The organism is Candidatus Aalborgicola defluviihabitans (assembly GCF_016705985.1).
Lineage (GTDB): Bacteria > Pseudomonadota > Gammaproteobacteria > Burkholderiales > Burkholderiaceae_C > Allorhodoferax > Allorhodoferax defluviihabitans.
The window spans coordinates 99,302-115,426 of record NZ_JADJKN010000013.1 but is presented as its reverse complement, the minus strand read 5'-3'; the positions used below and the strand labels follow the sequence as shown (position 1 = coordinate 115,426).

15 protein-coding genes and 2 pseudogenes are annotated in these 16,125 nt (G+C 54.9%); 10 read left to right on the top strand and 7 right to left on the bottom strand.

Going from position 1 to position 16,125, the window contains the following annotated elements; genetic code table 11:
- The first annotated feature begins 36 nt into the window (after positions 1-36).
- The 5 genes from IPI80_RS13965 to IPI80_RS13945 all read left to right on the top strand — a co-directional run bounded on the left by IPI80_RS13965 (position 37) and on the right by IPI80_RS13945 (position 4,331).
- The gene (locus tag IPI80_RS13965) at positions 37-684 is read left to right on the top strand and encodes a 4Fe-4S dicluster domain-containing protein (RefSeq protein WP_413861076.1); all 648 of its coding nucleotides are present in this window, start codon (positions 37-39) and stop codon (positions 682-684) included.
- Positions 681-1,565 (top strand): DmsC/YnfH family molybdoenzyme membrane anchor subunit, encoded by an 885-nt coding sequence (locus IPI80_RS13960; protein WP_413861074.1) that lies wholly within the window; start codon positions 681-683, stop codon positions 1,563-1,565. Before IPI80_RS13965 ends, IPI80_RS13960 begins: the two co-directional genes overlap by 4 nt.
- A 224-nt stretch (positions 1,566-1,789) precedes the next feature.
- Positions 1,790-2,452 (top strand): DUF6537 domain-containing protein, encoded by a 663-nt coding sequence (locus tag IPI80_RS13955; protein WP_413861072.1) that lies wholly within the window; start codon positions 1,790-1,792, stop codon positions 2,450-2,452.
- 89 nt (positions 2,453-2,541) lie between these two features.
- On the top strand, positions 2,542-2,979 hold the full coding sequence (locus IPI80_RS13950) for a hemerythrin domain-containing protein (RefSeq protein WP_413861070.1): 438 nt from the start codon (positions 2,542-2,544) through the stop codon (positions 2,977-2,979).
- Positions 2,980-3,143: 164 nt separating this feature from the next.
- Entirely contained in the window at positions 3,144-4,331 is a 1,188-nt protein-coding gene (locus IPI80_RS13945) for a hypothetical protein (RefSeq protein ID WP_413861068.1), read from the top strand.
- A gap of 121 nt (positions 4,332-4,452) precedes the next feature.
- Here IPI80_RS13945 and fabG read toward each other — a convergent pair whose 3' ends face one another.
- The 5 genes from fabG to IPI80_RS13920 form a co-directional block, all read right to left on the bottom strand.
- Positions 4,453-5,199, bottom strand: a complete 747-nt coding sequence (fabG, locus tag IPI80_RS13940) for a 3-oxoacyl-ACP reductase FabG (protein WP_413861066.1) — start codon at positions 5,197-5,199, stop codon at positions 4,453-4,455.
- 72 nt (positions 5,200-5,271) lie between these two features.
- Positions 5,272-6,411, bottom strand: coding sequence for a 6-oxocyclohex-1-ene-1-carbonyl-CoA hydratase (oah, locus tag IPI80_RS13935; RefSeq protein WP_413861064.1), 1,140 nt, complete (start codon positions 6,409-6,411; stop codon positions 5,272-5,274).
- 12 nt (positions 6,412-6,423) lie between these two features.
- The gene (gene had, locus IPI80_RS13930; protein WP_413861062.1) at positions 6,424-7,494 is read right to left on the bottom strand and encodes a 6-hydroxycyclohex-1-ene-1-carbonyl-CoA dehydrogenase; all 1,071 of its coding nucleotides are present in this window, start codon (positions 7,492-7,494) and stop codon (positions 6,424-6,426) included.
- A gap of 24 nt (positions 7,495-7,518) precedes the next feature.
- Positions 7,519-8,292 carry an enoyl-CoA hydratase/isomerase family protein gene (locus tag IPI80_RS13925; protein WP_413861060.1) on the bottom strand — a complete coding sequence of 258 codons (774 nt, stop codon included), beginning with the start codon at positions 8,290-8,292 and terminating at the stop codon, positions 7,519-7,521.
- Between the two features lie 54 nt (positions 8,293-8,346).
- Complete coding sequence (locus IPI80_RS13920) at positions 8,347-10,401, bottom strand: FAD-dependent oxidoreductase (protein ID WP_413861166.1); 2,055 nt, start codon at positions 10,399-10,401, stop codon at positions 8,347-8,349.
- 117 nt (positions 10,402-10,518) lie between these two features.
- Here IPI80_RS13920 and IPI80_RS13915 point away from each other — a divergent pair, with 117 nt between their 5' ends.
- On the top strand, positions 10,519-10,713 hold the full coding sequence (locus tag IPI80_RS13915; RefSeq protein WP_413861170.1) for a hypothetical protein: 195 nt from the start codon (positions 10,519-10,521) through the stop codon (positions 10,711-10,713).
- Here IPI80_RS13915 and IPI80_RS13910 read toward each other — a convergent pair.
- Both IPI80_RS13910 and IPI80_RS13905 read right to left on the bottom strand, forming a co-directional pair.
- Positions 10,633-10,854: pseudogene (locus tag IPI80_RS13910) on the bottom strand (2Fe-2S iron-sulfur cluster-binding protein); the annotation flags it as partial. The gene IPI80_RS13915 and the pseudogene IPI80_RS13910 overlap by 81 nt on opposite strands.
- Positions 10,855-11,000: 146 nt before the next feature.
- Positions 11,001-11,201: a hypothetical protein gene (locus IPI80_RS13905; RefSeq protein ID WP_413861058.1), complete on the bottom strand. Its 201-nt coding sequence runs from the start codon at positions 11,199-11,201 to the stop codon at positions 11,001-11,003.
- A gap of 81 nt (positions 11,202-11,282) precedes the next feature.
- Here IPI80_RS13905 and IPI80_RS13900 point away from each other — a divergent pair, with 81 nt between their 5' ends.
- From IPI80_RS13900 to IPI80_RS13885, 4 genes and pseudogenes are all read left to right on the top strand, one after another.
- Positions 11,283-12,452 carry an ABC transporter substrate-binding protein gene (locus tag IPI80_RS13900; RefSeq protein ID WP_413861056.1) on the top strand — a complete coding sequence of 390 codons (1,170 nt, stop codon included), beginning with the start codon at positions 11,283-11,285 and terminating at the stop codon, positions 12,450-12,452.
- 111 nt (positions 12,453-12,563) lie between these two features.
- Positions 12,564-13,622 (top strand): branched-chain amino acid ABC transporter permease, encoded by a 1,059-nt coding sequence (locus IPI80_RS13895; protein WP_413861054.1) that lies wholly within the window; start codon positions 12,564-12,566, stop codon positions 13,620-13,622.
- A 5-nt stretch (positions 13,623-13,627) separates the two neighbouring features.
- Positions 13,628-15,390: pseudogene (locus IPI80_RS13890) on the top strand (ABC transporter permease subunit).
- Positions 15,383-16,120, top strand: coding sequence for an ABC transporter ATP-binding protein (locus tag IPI80_RS13885; protein ID WP_413861164.1), 738 nt, complete (start codon positions 15,383-15,385; stop codon positions 16,118-16,120). The pseudogene IPI80_RS13890 and the gene IPI80_RS13885 overlap by 8 nt, the downstream one beginning before the upstream one ends.
- The last annotated feature ends 5 nt before the right edge of the window (positions 16,121-16,125 follow it).

Here is a 16,125-nt window from a genome sequence, read left to right as displayed (position 1 = left end):
TAAATTTGTAAAACTGAATCAAATAAAGGTGGCTGCATGACACGTTATGTAATGGTCGTGGATCTACGGCGTTGCATTGGTTGCCAGACCTGCACTGCAGCCTGTCGCCACGCCAATGCCACGCCGCCCGGCGTGCAGTGGCGCAAGGTTCTTGACGTTGAAACCGGTGAATTCCCTGACGTTCGACGCAGCTTCGTGCCCGTCGGCTGCATGCACTGCGGTGAGCCCCCATGCGTGGAGGTGTGTCCTTCGCAGGCAACAAAGAAGCGTGCGGATGGTTTGGTCACCATCGACTACGACGTCTGCATCGGTTGCGGCTACTGCGTGGTTGCGTGTCCCTACCAAGCGCGAGACGTTGTGCACAAGATGGACTTTGCCTATAACGAAACTGCCAGTGCATCGGAAGCCATGCGCGCTGACCCCAAACGTGTCAACGTTGCCACCAAATGTACTTTTTGCATCAGCCGCATTGACTCTGCCGAGTTGAGTGGTCTTACTCCGGGGGTAGATCCCGAGGTGACGCCGGCCTGCGTCAATTCATGTATCACCAGTGCCATGGCATTCGGCGATCGTGACGATGTGAATAGCAACGTCTCAACCCTGTTGCGTGAGAATCAACACTTCCGCATGCATGAAGAATTGGGAACCGATCCTGGGCTGTATTACTTGTGGGACAAGACATGAAAAGCGAATCATTCTTCAAAGCCCGTCACCAGACGAACTGGGACTGGCGGGCCGCCGGGAATTTCATCTGTGGCGGCAGTGGTTGCAGTTTGTTGATCTTCGCTGCCGTCTTTTCGGGGGCCGAAGTGGCTTATCGACCGTTTGGTATTTCTGGGCTCCTTTTGATTGCGTTGGGGCTTTTCTCGGTTGCACTGGAGATCGGACGCCCATTCCGCTCTTTGAATGTGTTTCGTCACGTCCATACGTCCTGGATGACCCGCGAAGCCATGGTGGCTGGCCCACTATTCATGTGCGGCGCGATGGCAGTGTGGACTGGGAGCGCATTGTGGATCTGGCTAACCGCGCTGCTGGCGTTTTCATTCTTGTATTGCCAGGCTCGTATGGTTTACGCAGCCAAAGGGGTTCCCGCTTGGCGTGCGCGGCGCACGGGGCCATTGTTTTTTGTGACAGGGCTGACCGAAGGTGCGGGTCTGTTGGTGCTTGGCGCAGTGCTTTTGGGTGCTCGGTCGCCGGTAACCGGGGTTGTGGTTGTGTTGGCTCTATTGATCATTGCGCGCGCTTTGCTGTGGCGATCGTATCGTGCGGAACTGGGTGACAGCGCAGCACCCAAGCAAACATTGGCAGCATTGGATTCCATCGATTTCGCGTTTGTCAAAATCGGTCATTGGGTTGCTTTGGCATTGCTGCTGCTTTCACTGGCAATGCCTTCTATGGGCGGTGCATGGTTGGCTGCGGCCGCTGGCTTGCTGGCAGCTTCGGGCGGATGGTTGCTTAAGTACACCGTGATTGTGCCAGCGGCCTTTCTGCAAGGCTATGCGCTACCACGTCTGCCGGTTCGAGGCCGGGGAGTACCGGTTCAGCGACAGGGCGCAAAGTTGTAATGGCATTGATGCAGGGGTGACTTGCCTGCGCGTCGATAGGCGCCGAACAGACAAATTGCTGACGTTGTTCTCGTCTGGAAACGATCGATAGGTAACGATAGGCTTTATATGTCACATCACTACCCGAAGGCGCGGCACGATTTTCTATCGAAACCGCGCTCATATTCCTGCTGGTGTTGCGGAAGAGGTCACAAGGTTCGGTTGCAACGCATGTTCGTATTGTTATGACGCCCCTTGAACGTGTATACCAGAAGTTTCCTGAGCAGACGCACTTTGTGCTCGACACCGGTGTGGCGCGGCTGATTGACTGCCAAGACGCAGCCTACGCCACGCTCTACCTTGACCGACTCGAAGGCATTTTGGCGCTGGATCGCGAGGCCGGTGGCATCGCGACTGGGTACCAGTTGACCCGCGAGGCCGGACGACACCTGGCTGCATGGATGAGCGTTCAAAACGCCATTCGGGTGGTCGATCTCAAAACGCGGGACACCGCGCGCTATCTAGCTGAGCAGTCGTTGATTGAACGCTGGTTAGGCGCGGTCAAGCGGCTCGGATTTGCGGTGCAGGATGTCGAATTGGCACTGGAAATTGTCGAATGCGCACGCCTGGTAGTGGGCTCCGGCGAGACGCGTCGCATCGGCATCCAGCAGTTCGAGACGCTGTTCGAAAAGGTTATCGAAAGCGGTACCGAGTCTGATCCCAAGAAGTTGAGCGCTGCAATTCGCCGAGCGCGCATTGCGTCACTAGCAGATCCCGATGCAGAACCGATGCTCCAGAAGACCGGCAATCCCGATTCTGGAAAACCCATATTCTGGTTGGCACGGGCAACACCAGGGATTACGGGTTGCAATACTGGGGCTAATCCAGTGGAAAAACAAATGCGATAACTTGTGGCGCTGTGACACAGAGCTAATTTACATCAAGGCTTTGCAGGGTGTGGACCGCATAAGATTTGCGGCTTAAACAAGGAGACCACATGGCCAGCATTACAGACTTCATGACGAATGACCATCGCGCTTGTGATGACATTTTTGCCCTTGCCGAGGAGAGCGTTGCCAATGGCAAGTGGCCCAAAGCGAAGACCGAGTTCGCGAACTTTTGTGCAGAGATTGAACGCCATCTCGTGATGGAGGAAGAAATTCTATTCCCGGCCTTTGAAACCAAGTCCGGGATGCAAGGGGGCCCGACTGTTGTCATGCGTTCGGAGCATCAGCAGATGAGAAAGCTTATCGCGGATATGGCGCAAAGCGTCGAAACCAACGACCGTGATGGGTATCTGGGACTGTCCGAAACGCTGATGGTGCTAACGCAGCAACACAACATGAAAGAGGAGCAAATGCTCTATCACATGATGGACCAGACCTTTGGAGCAGAAGCGACTGCATTGCTGACGCGTGCCGGTGCGGCCTTGTAGGCTGCTACCTGATATCGGGTGGGAGGTCAGACATAGCTATGCAGCCGAGTGGTCTCAATTTTCAACAGGCTCCGCCAATTTCGGTGCCTTTGCGGTTTTTCCTTAGCGCACCCCTGTTTGCACTGCTTTCATCGATTGTTTTGCTTTGGAGCGGTGAGGACCTGATGGCATCGCGATGGTCGCCTGCCACCTTGGCAGCGGTTCATTTGCTGACTTTGGGCTACATGGCCATGGTGATGGCAGGGGCCATGATCCAGATGCTTCCGGTGCTGGCGGGAACCCCGGTGCCTCGACCCAGGTTGTTTGCAGGCATCGTGCATGTTGCGTTGGTGCTGGGTGTCCTGCTGTTTGCTGGCGGTCTGCTGTTTGAATCGCCAAACATCTTGAAACTGGCTATCACGATGCTGGGCATTGGGTTAACGGTATTTGTGGTGGTCATGCTCGTGGTTTTGTCGCGCACGGGTAATTGGACCGACACGGCTATTGCCATGGCTCTGGCCCTCGTGGCCCTCGGCGCCACGATGGTGCTAGGCCTGACCTTGGCCGTGAGTCGAGCATGGGGATTGGCGCTACCCAATTTGTCATTGGCAGACCTTCATCCAGCGTGGGGGTTGATGGGATGGACCGGGCTGCTGTTGGCAGGAGTGGCTTACCACATCGTGCCCATGTTTCAGATGACCGCCAATTACCCGCAGTGGCTGGTGCGCAGACTCTCGCCTGCGATTTTGTTGATATTGCTGGCGTGGTCTTTTGTCAAATGGCACGGCACTGGTGCGGTGTGGCAGGGGATGGGTCTGTTATTCACTTGCATGCTTGGGGGTGCCTACTGCCTTCTGGCGGGCATTACGCTCAATCTGCAACGCCGCCGCCGCCGGCGGCTTCCCGATGTCACTCTGGAGTACTGGCGCGTCGGCATGGTGAGTGTGGTACTTGCAGCATTGGTCTGGATTTCACAACAATTTTCCGTGTTGAACTTTCCGCAATCGGGTGTACTTCTCGGGGTTTTGGCCATCTTTGGCGCAGCTCTGTCTTTCATCAACGGCATGTTGTGCAAGATCGTGCCTTTTCTTGTATGGTTCCATTTGCAGTCCCGCTCGGACGTTAAAGGCGAGGTGCCTAACGTCAAGGCGCTCTTGCCAGAAAAAGCACAGCGCCAGCAACTGCGATTGCATCTTGTTGCATTGGCGGCATGTGCCGCCGCAGCATTGTGGCCAACGGTGTTTTCCTACCCGGCTGCGCTGTGCTTTGGCTTGGCATCCTGTTCGGTGCTTTGGAATATGGTTGGTGTCGTGGGCAGATACCGCAACCATGCCAACGGGTCAAAGTTGGCATCACGCTCAGTCGGTACGTAGACCAAGAAATGCTATATCTTTGAGAGCTGGCTACGTATATTCTACGAGGGCTATAGCCATTTTTTTTTACGTAAATCTGGCAACTAGGGCACGCTAACCCCGGTGCTGTCGAGGCGACAATTTAGCGGATCGTCAGACCGCCATCAACGCCCAGAATTTGACCAGTGACGTAGCTGGCCCAGTCAGAAGCCAGGAAAACGAAGGCCGGCGCCACCTCGTCTGGCTGTGCCCATCGTCCCAGGGGAAGGCGCGCCAGGTAGGCGTCTTTGAAACGATCATCGGTGCGTATCACTTCCGTCATGGGTGTGGCGGCACCGGGTGCAATGGCGTTGACGGTGATGTTGAATTTGCCCAGTTCTTTGGCTGCAGACATTGTCATGCCGACGATGCCCGCCTTGGCTGCGCTGTAGTTGATCTGGCCGATAGTGCCCAGCACGCCGGCGGTGGAGGTCACGTTAATGATGCGACCACTGCGCGCTTCCATCATGCCTGCTACCACGGCCTGCAAGCAGTTGAAACTGCCTTTGAGGTGCACATCGAGCACTGCATTCCAGTCTTCTTCACTCATCTTGTGCAGCATGGCCGGGCGGATGATTCCGGCGTTATTGACCAATATGTCGATCTTGCCCAGGCGAGCGGCAATGTCTGCGGCCATGGCGTTGACTTGCGCACGGTCAGCAACGTTGCAGGTAAAGCCTAGCGCCGTTCCGCCGTTGGCGTTGATCGCTGCCGCGACGCCGTCTGCCGCTGCAGCATGGATGTCGGCTACGGCTACGAGGGCACCTTGCTTGGCAAATGCCTGCGCAATTGCCGCGCCCAAACCCTGTCCAGCTCCCGTAATGAGAGCCACTTTTTTGTTGAGTAGCATGCGAGTCCTTATAAGGCGGTGCGCTGCACGGCCTTTGACGCGCGAGCGCACCCATGCGCCCGCGTTGTCGTGTTATGCCTTTGGTTTGCCCAGCACAGCGGAGGTCAGCGCATCATCCATAGGCGCGCCCTCAGCCATCATCTGGCGATACTTGATGAAGTCGATCAAATCTTTGCCGGTGATCTTCTTGGTGCTGAACGCATTGAAGCCGAGGTAAGCCTCGAAGTTCATATTGGCAGCGAGCCAATGGCGATTTGGCAACTTCATCTGATCCCAGAAGAACTTCTTCTTGCCACGAATGCCGTCAATGGACTTCATCAGGCAGTGCGGGAACAGGTTGGAGAACTTCCAGATCAACCCATTGACTTCTTTGTCGAGCAGCTCAAAGTCAACCGTGGCAGACGCGATCAACTCTTTGGCCTTGGCAACGTCGGCAGCCGCTACTGGCTCGCCGTAGACGATTTCACCGTCTTCAAGGTAGTCGGCCGTCTTGACTTGCGGATTGCGGATGAACTTGCCGTCCTTCTTCAATACCGGCACCGCCTTGGTGATCAGGCCCTTCATTTTCATCTTGTAGGCACTCCAGGTCTCGCATGAGACGCAGTTGTAAAGCGCGTCTTCCATCGACAGAAACCAGGGCAGGAAGTCGGTTGAACCACCGTCGGGTGCAGATCCGTGCTTGGGGCCAGCTTGACCGTAGATCGCCATGTCGCTGGAAACGGTGATATCGCACGCCATTCCAATTTCCTGACCGCCACCGACGCGCATGCCGTTGACCCGGCAGATGACAGGTTTTTTGCAATTGAGAATGCCGTCGACCATGGCGTTGAAAAGGTCCATGTATTCGCCGTATTCGTTGGGGCGCTTGGCGTAGTAGCTGGCGTATTCGACCGTATTGCCGCCCGTGCAGAATGCCTTGTCGCCGACAGCGGTAAAGACCACTGCGACGATCGTACGGTCGCTGGATGCTTTCTGAAAGCCCGCAATAATGGCCTTGACCATGTCGGTCGTATAGGAGTTGTATTGCGTCGGATTGTTGAGCCATATCCATGCGGAGAACAATCCGTCAACGGCTGCTCCGTTGGCGTCAAGCACTGGCCGTGCTTCGTAGATTACGCCGGGCGCCGAATCAGAAAAGCGCTGGTTATCGAAGAGTTGATGGTCCTTGAGAGTGTTTTCTCGGGGTAACCAGCTTAGTGACATGTCGGTCATGGTGATGCTCCTTCAGTTGAAATCGGGGGTGAGAATGACGCGCTTTGCGAGCTTGCCGTGGTGTGCTGCTTCAAAAACCTGCTGAATCTGGCTCATGGGCCGTGTTTCTACAAATGCGCCGAGTTCGATGCGGCCATCTAGGCACATTTCCAGTACCTTGGGATAGGCGTGTGGCGAGCAACCCCAGGTGCCGATGAGTTCAGCATCAAAGGCCATAAGACGCGACAGCATGTAACTGGTTTCGTCGGTGCCGTATCCAACAATCACCAAAGTGCCAACAAAGGACAGTAGCGAAAGCGCCAGTTCTTGACCTGCTTTGACGCCGGTCACTTCGAAAATTTTCCAACCGTAATTGGACGGAATATTCTGTTCTTTGCAATAGGCTTTGATCGCTTCCTTGACCTCTTTGTTGGTCTTGCCGCGTGGGTTGATGGTGAAATCGGCACCATAGTTCAGCATCGTCTTGAGTTTGTCTTCGTTGACATCAATGCCAATCACGGTGGTTGCACCCATGCCCTTGGCCACTTGCGTCATGAAGCTGCCGACGCCGCCTGCTGCGCCAACAACCACGACGCGGTCGCCCGGGCTGATGCGTCCACGTACGCCTGCTTGATAGGGCGTGGTTACCGCATCGGCAACCACCGACAGGTGTTCCAGTGGCACGCCACCGCGGTCACCCACAATGCACAGGTCTGCAGCCGGTACCGGGATGTGGCTGGCAAATCCACCGTATATGCCCAATGAATTGCCTGGCATTTTTTGGGAGAGGCAACGATTGGCACGTCCAGACTTGCAAATCTCGCATTCATTGCAGGGCATGACGGCTGGCACGATCACTTCCTTGCCAATCAGATTGGCAGGACCAGCGACCACTACACCGCTGATCTCGTGCCCCAGGGTCAGTGGCGGCTTGTGTTCAGTTGGAACACCCATGTAAAAGTAGGAAATGTCGGTGTGGCATACGCCGCATCCTCTGACTTCGACCAAGGCTTCTCCGGCCTGCAACGCCGGCATGGGAACGCGTGTCTGGGTGAGCGTGCCGGGCTCTGTCATCTGCCAGCAGTCAATATGGGTTGGTATCAATGTATTTCTCCTAGGTGTCACTATTTATTGGTGTTGCCAAACCGGGGGACGCTTTTGCATGAAGGAATTGAGCCCTTCGTTGGCATCCGCAGTGGGCATTAATTCCTGCAGGTATATCGCTTCACCGACCGCCAGTGCATCACTGAACGACTTGCCTGCCGCCGCTCGAATCGCCTTTTTGGTGTAAACCAGAGCGGTTTTACTTAACCCGAGAAACTGGTTGACGAACGCTCCGCTCTCTTGGGTGAACGTCTCTTTGGGGATTACTTTGTTGACGAGGCCGAGTCGATAGGCCTCTGCCGCATCGATGTTGCCACCGCCCAGTAACATTTCGTAGGCTTTCGTGGGTGGCAGCATGCGTGGTAACAGAATGGCGGCAATCGGCGGGAAAACGCCCAGTTTGATCTCGGGCTGGCCAACCTTGGCATGGCTCGACGCGACGATCATGTCGCAGGCCAATGCCAATTCACATCCGCCGCCCAATGCCACGCCGTTCAGTGACGCGATGACTGGCACCGTAATTTGCTCAAGCCGCCTGAAGATTCCGTGGAAAACCTCGATCATGCGGTCCACCTTGTCCGCCGTGTGGTCAGCCACATCAACTCCTGCTGAAAATGCCTTTTCGCCAGCGCCGGTAATGACCAGAACGCGTGCGCTGCTGTCACTCGCAAGTTGATCCAACGCCGCGTTGATCTCGACCATCATTTCTATATCGAGTACGTTAAATGGCGGCTTGTTAAGCGTCAACGTGGCGAGGCCATCGACGGATGTGCAGGTGATGGTTTTCCATTCGGTCATACGGTCTTCTCTTGGGTAAAATTGATTTGGATGGGGTAGGTCTTCTCGGTGGCTTCAAAAGAGGTCATCGAGTTCATCCGATCCGCCACCGGGCATCTTGCCGTGCTGCTGCAAATAGGCCTGCATGAACTGGCTTTCACGCTGCGTATACATGGGCGCTTCTTCCAGTGTGAAAAACTTTGCCGCTTCGTTACGGCCCAACTGTTCGGAGAGTCCTTGCCGCAGGCTTTCGACACCTTTGATCATCAGTACGTTCTTGTCTGCGTCAAGCAGGTGGAACACTCCGGATACTTCGGTTGTTGTGGCCACTACATTGGCCACAAAATCGAGCCACGCTTCGGGTGGCATAGCCATGCCTTCGAGTTGGTTAGCCAAGTTGCATTTCAGGCAACGCAAGGCTTCGGCCTGCGCAGTCGTTGCATCAAAGCCGAGTTCCACCTCGTCCCAGTTATCGCGTTGGTCTTTCGCAATAAAGATCGGGTGGTGGCGACGGACTTGGTTGAAGCCCTCATCACGTCCAATGTACGGGTCGGTATCCCACTCTTCTGGCAATAGTTTTTCTTCGATGTTTCCATCGCCACCGAGGAAAGCGTCCATGGCGCCAGCTGCCTTGCGTCCTTGTGCCACGGCCTCAATCAGGCTTGCTGGGCCGAGAACCACATCACCACCGGCAAATATGCCTGGGCGGCTGGTCAGCATCGAGTCTTCACGCACCTGTATGCGTCCGGCCTTGCCAACTTGTACGCCAAAACCGTCAAAGCTTTGCGCATGCTGGCCAATGGCGGCAATGACCAGGTCAACATCTTCCTGAAATTCGCTGTCGGCAAGTTCCACTGGTCTGCGCCGTCCGCTGGCATCGGGCTCACCCAGTGCCATCTTGGCGTAGGTAACGGTGAGCCGACTGGTGCCGCTGGCGTTAGATTCGATTTTCTTGGGCGTCGTCAAAAAGCGTGGATTTACGCCTTCGTCGAGGCAGCCCTGGACCTCATCCTCACGCGCTGGCATTTCATCGCGCGTACGGCGGTAGACCATGTCCACCTGCGCGCCGCCCAACCGCCGTGAGGTCCGGCTGTTGTCGGTGGCGACGTTGCCCCCTCCGATGACGGCGACTCGCAGGCCAACACTGATGTTGGAATCTGGTGTATTGACTTTGCCCTGTGTGGCGGCGCGCAGGAAGGTCGGGCTGTCCACTACATTGGGCAAGTCGTCACCGGGGATGCCTAGCTTGTCGCCACCTTGCGCTCCGATGCCGATAAAGACGGTCTCGAAGCCTTGCTCCAGCAGATCTGCGATTTTCTCGATGCGGGTATTGAAGCGGAACTCGACGCCCAGTTTTTCAACCTCGGCCACTTCATTGTCGATGACATGCAAGGGGATACGATAGGACGGTATTCCATAACGCGCCATGCCACCGGCCGCAGCGAGCGCATCGAAAACGGTAACGGAATGCCCTTTTTTGGCCAGATAAAAGGCTACGGTCAGGCCAGCTGGCCCGGCGCCGATGACTGCAGCGCGTCGCCCGGTGGGTGGCAGTTGTTTGGACATCGCGCGCCACAGGCCGGTGTCGTTGTCAGCGGCAATGCGCTTCAAGCTGCGAATGGACAGCGGTTCGTCCAGGTGCTTGCGGCGGCAAGCCGTCTCGCAGGGGCTGAAACAGGCACGTCCGAGAATGCCGGGAAATGGAAGCTTTTCCCGCACTACCGCGGTTGCTTCGCTGTATTTTCCGAGTCCGACCAGTTGGACATAGCGGGGAACATCGATGCCGGCTGGACAGGTGGCCTTGCAGGGTACTTGTGTTTCCTGCTTGCGAGAAACATTCAGGGTGCGATCCATCAGTGCACCAGTAGGGCAAACTTCGACACAGGCACTGCAAAATTTGCAACCTGACTCAATCAGAGTCGGTGCAATCGTGCCGACCCATTTGCGACCATTGGTCTCCTTGATCTCCAGGCATCCGACGCCACGCACGTCGTTGCACGCGACCAGGCAACGCCGACAGTCAATGCATAGGTTGTAGTCGCGGTCATAGAATGGCTCGTCCAGCACCACGGGCAACGCTATTGGCTTGTAGGGCGGGGTGGTATTGGGGATTCCAACGTAATCGCTCACCTTGCGCAGCTCGCAGCTATTAAATATAGAGCAGCAGCGGGTCTCTACCGGGTTACCGTAAGAGCAGGTTGTGCGACTGCAGCCATCGCGTTGGGGGCATGTCAAGCAGACATGTGGATGCGTTCCCAACGTTTTGGCGATGCTTTGTTCACGCAGTCGCTGTATTTCCGGTGTTGTGCTGGAAATGACCTGGCCTGCTTCCACTGGCAACGAGCAGGATTTCTGCAGACCTTGGTGTCCAGCCACCTGCACCACGCACAAATTACACGCACCGTCACCATCGTCCGTGCCGCGCTGGCAAGAGGGTGGTAAATCCGGATGCGCGCACAACGCGGGGATGTAGACGCCAGCAGCGACGGCGGTAGACAGAACTGAACTGCCGGCAGGAGCCGTGGCCTGCTTTCCATCAATGGTGATTGTGACAAGTGGCCCGTATATGCCTGCCTGTGTCACAGGTTTGCCTGATTTCCACCATGTAATAGGAGTAGCCACTTTGTTCCTTAGCCTCGTTGGTTACTTATTTAGTCTCGGTTCAACGCACGGCACTCATTGCACCGATTGGTGTCTCGGGATTTCTGAAAAATGAATCATAGTACATTTTAATAAAAAGAAAAAGCATTATTTTGCATAAAAAGTGATATATAATGCATATTGATTTGATCCGACAGTTGATTTGGTGGTAGTCTCTGCTGCGTTACAGTCGCACTTGCGGCTTGCAGAGCAAAACCAGAAAAATTGTCAAAACCAGATGCCTGCAAATTGAGTAACGGGATGCTGCTGACCGTGAACATGATCGTCATGCTGACTGAATGGCGTGAAGAGATGTTGAAATAGCAGCGGTAGAAGAAGATACAGAGTAGTTAACCCACAGGAGACAACACATGAAACGAGCAATAGGCAATACATTGGTTCAGGTGAGCGCTGTCGCAGTGCTGCTAGGCAGCGGTGCTGCATGGGCGCAGATCAAGGTTGGGGTAGTGGTGAGTGCCACCGGGCCGGCTGCATCTCTCGGAATTCCCGAGAAAAATACGTTTGGGCTCATGCCCAAAGAGATTGGCGGCAAGACAGTTGAATACATCGTGCTCGACGACGCATCCGACACGACAACTGCCGTCAAGAACACCCGAAAATTGATCTCGGAAGACAAGGTCGATGTAATCATTGGATCCACCGTAACGCCAAACTCGTTGGCTATGCTGGATGTGGCAGCGGAATCAGAAACGCCGATGATTTCTATGGCAGCGTCCGCTGCAATCGTGGGCCCAATGGACGCAAAGCGCCACTGGGTCTTCAAGACCCCTCAAAATGACGCGCAAATGGCGACGGCAATTACGTCGCACATGGTTGATTCTGGTTTCAAGACCACAGCATTCATTGGTTTTTCGGATGCTTACGGCGAGGGTTGGTTCCGCGAATTTTCCAAGCTCGCCGAAGCACGCAACTTGAAACTTGTCGCCAACGAACGCTTTGCTCGCACCGATACGTCAGTCACGGGGCAGGTGCTGAAAATCATGGCAGCCAACCCAGATTCAGTTTTAATTGCGGGTTCTGGAACACCCGCCGCGTTGCCGCAGAAAATGCTGGTGGAGCGTGGCTATAAAGGCAAGATATACCAGACTCACGGTGTGGCCAATAATGATTTCCTGCGCGTTTGCGGCAAAGATTGCGAAGGCCTTCTGTTGCCAGCAGGTCCTTTGCTGGTGGCGGAACAGTTGCCAGAAAGCAATCCTGTCAAGAAATCTTCAATGCGTTACAAAACAGCCTATGAAACTGCATATGGACCTGGCTCGGTTTCCGCATTTGGCGGGCACGCCTGGGATGCCGGTTTGCTCCTTGCAAATGCTGTCCCTGCTGCGCTGAAAAAGGGTCAGCCTGGTACAAAGGAATTCAAGCAAGCATTGCGTGATGCCTTGGAAAACACCAAAGACCTGGCCGCATCGCACGGCATTATCAATATGACCGCAACCGACCACCTTGGCCTGGATCAGCGTTCACGCGTCATGGTGCAAGTAGTCGACGGTAAATGGAAGTACGTCGGCGAAGCAAAATAATTGCGACGTCCGCAGGGATAGGCAACTATCCCTGTTTTTTTGGCTTGCAAGTTACACATGCACGGTTGCCATCTAACGGATTGTTCCGATCGGCACCAAGAAGAGGACGTCATGGATTTTTCAATCGCTGCCATTCTTGCGCAAGATGGCATTTCGACAGGCGCCATTTATGCGTTGCTGGCGCTCGCAACCGTACTGCTGTTCTCTGTAACACGGGTCATTTTTATACCGCAGGGTGAGTTCGTCGCCTACGGTGCGCTAACGATGGCTGCTCTGCAAAGCGGCAAATTCGCATCAGCAGCAACTCTACTGGTTGCTCTGGGAGTTGTCGCATTCATCATGGAATTGATCGAGGCTGGGAAGCGATATTTTGCAACCAGACGTGTGGGTGCATTACCCTGGACGTTGATACTCTGCGCGGGCAAATATTTACTGCTGCCGATCATCATGTACGCTATCGCAAAATCGGTTATCGGTGCCGATTTGCCTATGTTCATTCAGCTTGGATTGACGCTTGCGATTGTCGTGCCAATGGGGCCACTGCTGTATCGCGTGGTCTATCAGCCACTGGCACATGCAAGCGTCCTAGTTCTGTTGATTGTTTCGGTCGCAGTGCACTTTGCGCTGGTCGGCATTGGTCTGGTCATGTTCGGGGCAGAAGGTTCACGAACCGCACCGTTTTCCGATGCTCAATTTCAATTGGGTGGCGTTACCATTACCGGCCAAAGCATAACCATCGTTCTGGTGTCGTTGCTCTTGATGGGTGCTTTGTATGTGTTCTTCGGGCACACACTTCCCGGCAAGTCCTTGCGCGCCACCGCGATCAACCGTGTGGGTGCCCAGCTCATGGGAATCGGCACTGTGCAGGCAGGGCGATTGGCCTTCACATTGGCTGCCGGCATGGGTGCTATTTCTGGAATCATGATTGCGCCGGTAACAACCATCTACTATGACTCCGGATTTCTGATCGGACTCAAAGGATTTGTCGCAGCCGTCATCGGAGCGCTCGCAAGTTATCCGGCTGCGGCGGTTGGAGCGATCGCTGTGGGGTTGTTGGAATCGTTTTCATCCTTCTGGGCCAGCGCCTTCAAGGAAGTGATTGTCTTCACATTGGTCATTCCAGTGCTGCTGTGGCTGTCGTTCACCTCCAGCCATACGGACGAAGAGTAGTTGTCATGAAACATTTTGCATTCCTTTTGTTCATTGCACTGGTTCTCTTCCTGCCAGTAGGGCCGTCACCAGAGTACTGGATTACCCTGGCCAACTATATCGGCCTTTATAGCTTGGTAGCCATCGGACTGGTGTTGCTGACAGGCGTGGCCGGCTTGACGTCTTTTGGTCAGGCGGCATTTGTGGGGATAGGGTCTTACACCACGGCATATTTGACAACCGCCTATGGACTGGATCCATGGATTACGTTATTGATCGGCGTAGCGCTCACTGCATCGGCAGCTTTTGCGCTGGGCGCGATCACGATGCCGCTTTCAGGGCACTATCTGCCACTCGGAACGATTGCTTGGGCCTTGTCGATCTACTACCTATTCGGCAATCTCGAATCCCTGGGTAAGTACGACGGCATTAGCGGCATCGTGCCGATCCATTTGTTCGGAACAGCGCTTTCTGGTGGTCGCCAGATGTACTACCTGATATGGATCGTCGTCATAGTTGCGATCATTACATCGCGCAACCTGCTGAACTCGCGTCCTGGGCGCGCCATTCGTGCCCTCAAAGGCGGCGGCGTCATGGCAGAGTCCATGGGTGTGAATACGGCGTGGATGAAGACGGTGGTGTTTGTCTATGCTGCCGTACTTGCGGGGATTTCCGGCTGGCTGTACGCCCACCTACAGCGCTCCGTTAACCCCAGTCCGTTTAGTCTCAATATCGGTATTGAGTACCTATTCATGGCTGTCATTGGTGGCGCCGGCCATATTTGGGGGGCCATCCTTGGGGCATCGCTACTGACCATCCTGAAAGACCAATTGCAGGGGATACTGCCGGCGCTGATTGGTGGCTCAGGAAACTACGAAATGATCGTGTTTGGAATCTTGCTGATTGTGTTGCTGCAACACGCGCCTGATGGGCTATGGCCATTTATAAGACGTATTTTCCCGCAGGCGCGATCCGTAACAGCTCCGAATCAGGCAGCCGAACTTCCCGCACGTGAAAAGCCGACTGTTGGCACAACCATTCTTGAAGTCAAAAATGCGCGCAAGCAATTCGGCGGACTGATTGCATTAAAGGACCTTTCCTTTATCGTCAAGACTGGCGAAATCATGGCCTGATCGGGCCAAACGGTGCCGGCAGATCAACCATGTTCAATTTGGTAACAGGCGTGCTGCCAGCGACCTCTGGCGAAATTCTGTTTCGCAACGAACCCATCGACAAACTTCAGTCGCGTGAGATTGCCAACCGAGGCATAGCCCGCACCTTTCAACATGTGAAGTTGCTGCCAACCATGACTGTGCTTGAGAACGTTGCTATCGGTGCGCATCTGCGCGGACACGCTGGCGTTGCACGCAGTATCGTGTGCGCTAATCAAGAGGAGGAGGCAGCGCTGCTGCATGAGGCTGCACGGCAGTTGCAGCGTGTCGGACTAAAGGACTGCATGTACGAGGAGGCCGGTAGCCTCGCACTCGGACAACAACGCATTCTGGAGATCGCGCGGGCACTGTGTTGTGATCCGTTATTGCTCCTGCTAGACGAGCCAGCGGCTGGCTTGCGGTACCAGGAAAAACTTGCGTTGGCTGAGTTGCTTAAAAAGCTCAAGGCGGAAGGGATGAGTATTTTGATCGTTGAGCACGACATGGACTTTGTGATGAACCTTACAGACCGCTTGGTGGTGATGGAATTTGGCTCCAAAATTGCTGAAGGTTTACCGGCGGAAATTCAGCAAAATCCCGCAGTGCTAGAAGCCTACCTGGGTGGAATCGATGAGTAATCCCATTCTTGAAGTCCGTGATCTGCGTGTGGGTTACGGCAAAGTTGAGGCACTGCATGGTGCGAGCATCCGCGTTCAATCTGGCCAGATTGTTACCGTTATCGGTCCCAATGGCGCGGGTAAGTCCACCATGCTCAATGCGATCATGGGTTGCCTGCCAGGGCGTGGCGAAGTGGTATTTCAGGGTCAAAATATGGGCGACCTTGCCATCGAACGTCGTGTCGCATGGGGAATGAGCCTGGTGCCGGAAACGCGGGAGTTGTTTGGGAGCATGAGCGTGGCAGACAATTTGTTGCTGGGCAGCTATCCCCGCTACCGAACACGTGCTCCTGGTTATGCCGATCAGATGGATTACGTATTTCAGTTGTTCCCGCGGTTGCTGGAACGCAGGAAACAGGATGCGGCGACGCTTTCTGGGGGCGAACGGCAAATGCTGGCGGTGGGTAGAGCCTTGATGGCCAAACCCAAGCTGCTGATGCTGGACGAGCCGAGTCTCGGACTGGCACCGAAAATCGTCAAAGACCTATTTCACATCATCGATCGATTGCGTGAGACCGGCGTCGCCACTTTGCTCATTGAGCAAAATGCCCGTGCGGCTTTGCAATTGGCAGATTACGGTTACGTGTTGGAAACTGGCGAGATCGTGCTGGAAGGTGCTGCAGCCGAACTGGCAAAAAATCCGAAAGTCATTGAGGCATATCTGGGGTTTGCAAAAAAACAAAACAAATAGTGCTG

Excerpts from the sequence above, each read along its gene's own strand:
- IPI80_RS13965 (WP_413861076.1), top strand. The coding sequence starts at position 37 with ATGACACGTTATGTAATGGTCGTGGATCTACGGCGTTGCATTGGTTGC.
- IPI80_RS13960 (WP_413861074.1), top strand. The coding sequence starts at position 681 with ATGAAAAGCGAATCATTCTTCAAAGCCCGTCACCAGACGAACTGGGAC.
- IPI80_RS13955 (WP_413861072.1), top strand. The coding sequence starts at position 1,790 with ATGACGCCCCTTGAACGTGTATACCAGAAGTTTCCTGAGCAGACGCAC.
- IPI80_RS13950 (WP_413861070.1), top strand. The coding sequence starts at position 2,542 with ATGGCCAGCATTACAGACTTCATGACGAATGACCATCGCGCTTGTGAT.
- IPI80_RS13945 (WP_413861068.1), top strand. The coding sequence starts at position 3,144 with ATGGCATCGCGATGGTCGCCTGCCACCTTGGCAGCGGTTCATTTGCTG.
- fabG (WP_413861066.1), bottom strand. The coding sequence starts at position 5,199 with ATGCTACTCAACAAAAAAGTGGCTCTCATTACGGGAGCTGGACAGGGT.
- oah (WP_413861064.1), bottom strand. The coding sequence starts at position 6,411 with ATGACCGACATGTCACTAAGCTGGTTACCCCGAGAAAACACTCTCAAG.
- IPI80_RS13925 (WP_413861060.1), bottom strand. The coding sequence starts at position 8,292 with ATGACCGAATGGAAAACCATCACCTGCACATCCGTCGATGGCCTCGCC.
- IPI80_RS13915 (WP_413861170.1), top strand. The coding sequence starts at position 10,519 with ATGCGTTCCCAACGTTTTGGCGATGCTTTGTTCACGCAGTCGCTGTAT.
- IPI80_RS13905 (WP_413861058.1), bottom strand. The coding sequence starts at position 11,201 with ATGACGATCATGTTCACGGTCAGCAGCATCCCGTTACTCAATTTGCAG.
- IPI80_RS13900 (WP_413861056.1), top strand. The coding sequence starts at position 11,283 with ATGAAACGAGCAATAGGCAATACATTGGTTCAGGTGAGCGCTGTCGCA.
- IPI80_RS13895 (WP_413861054.1), top strand. The coding sequence starts at position 12,564 with ATGGATTTTTCAATCGCTGCCATTCTTGCGCAAGATGGCATTTCGACA.
- IPI80_RS13885 (WP_413861164.1), top strand. The coding sequence starts at position 15,383 with ATGAGTAATCCCATTCTTGAAGTCCGTGATCTGCGTGTGGGTTACGGC.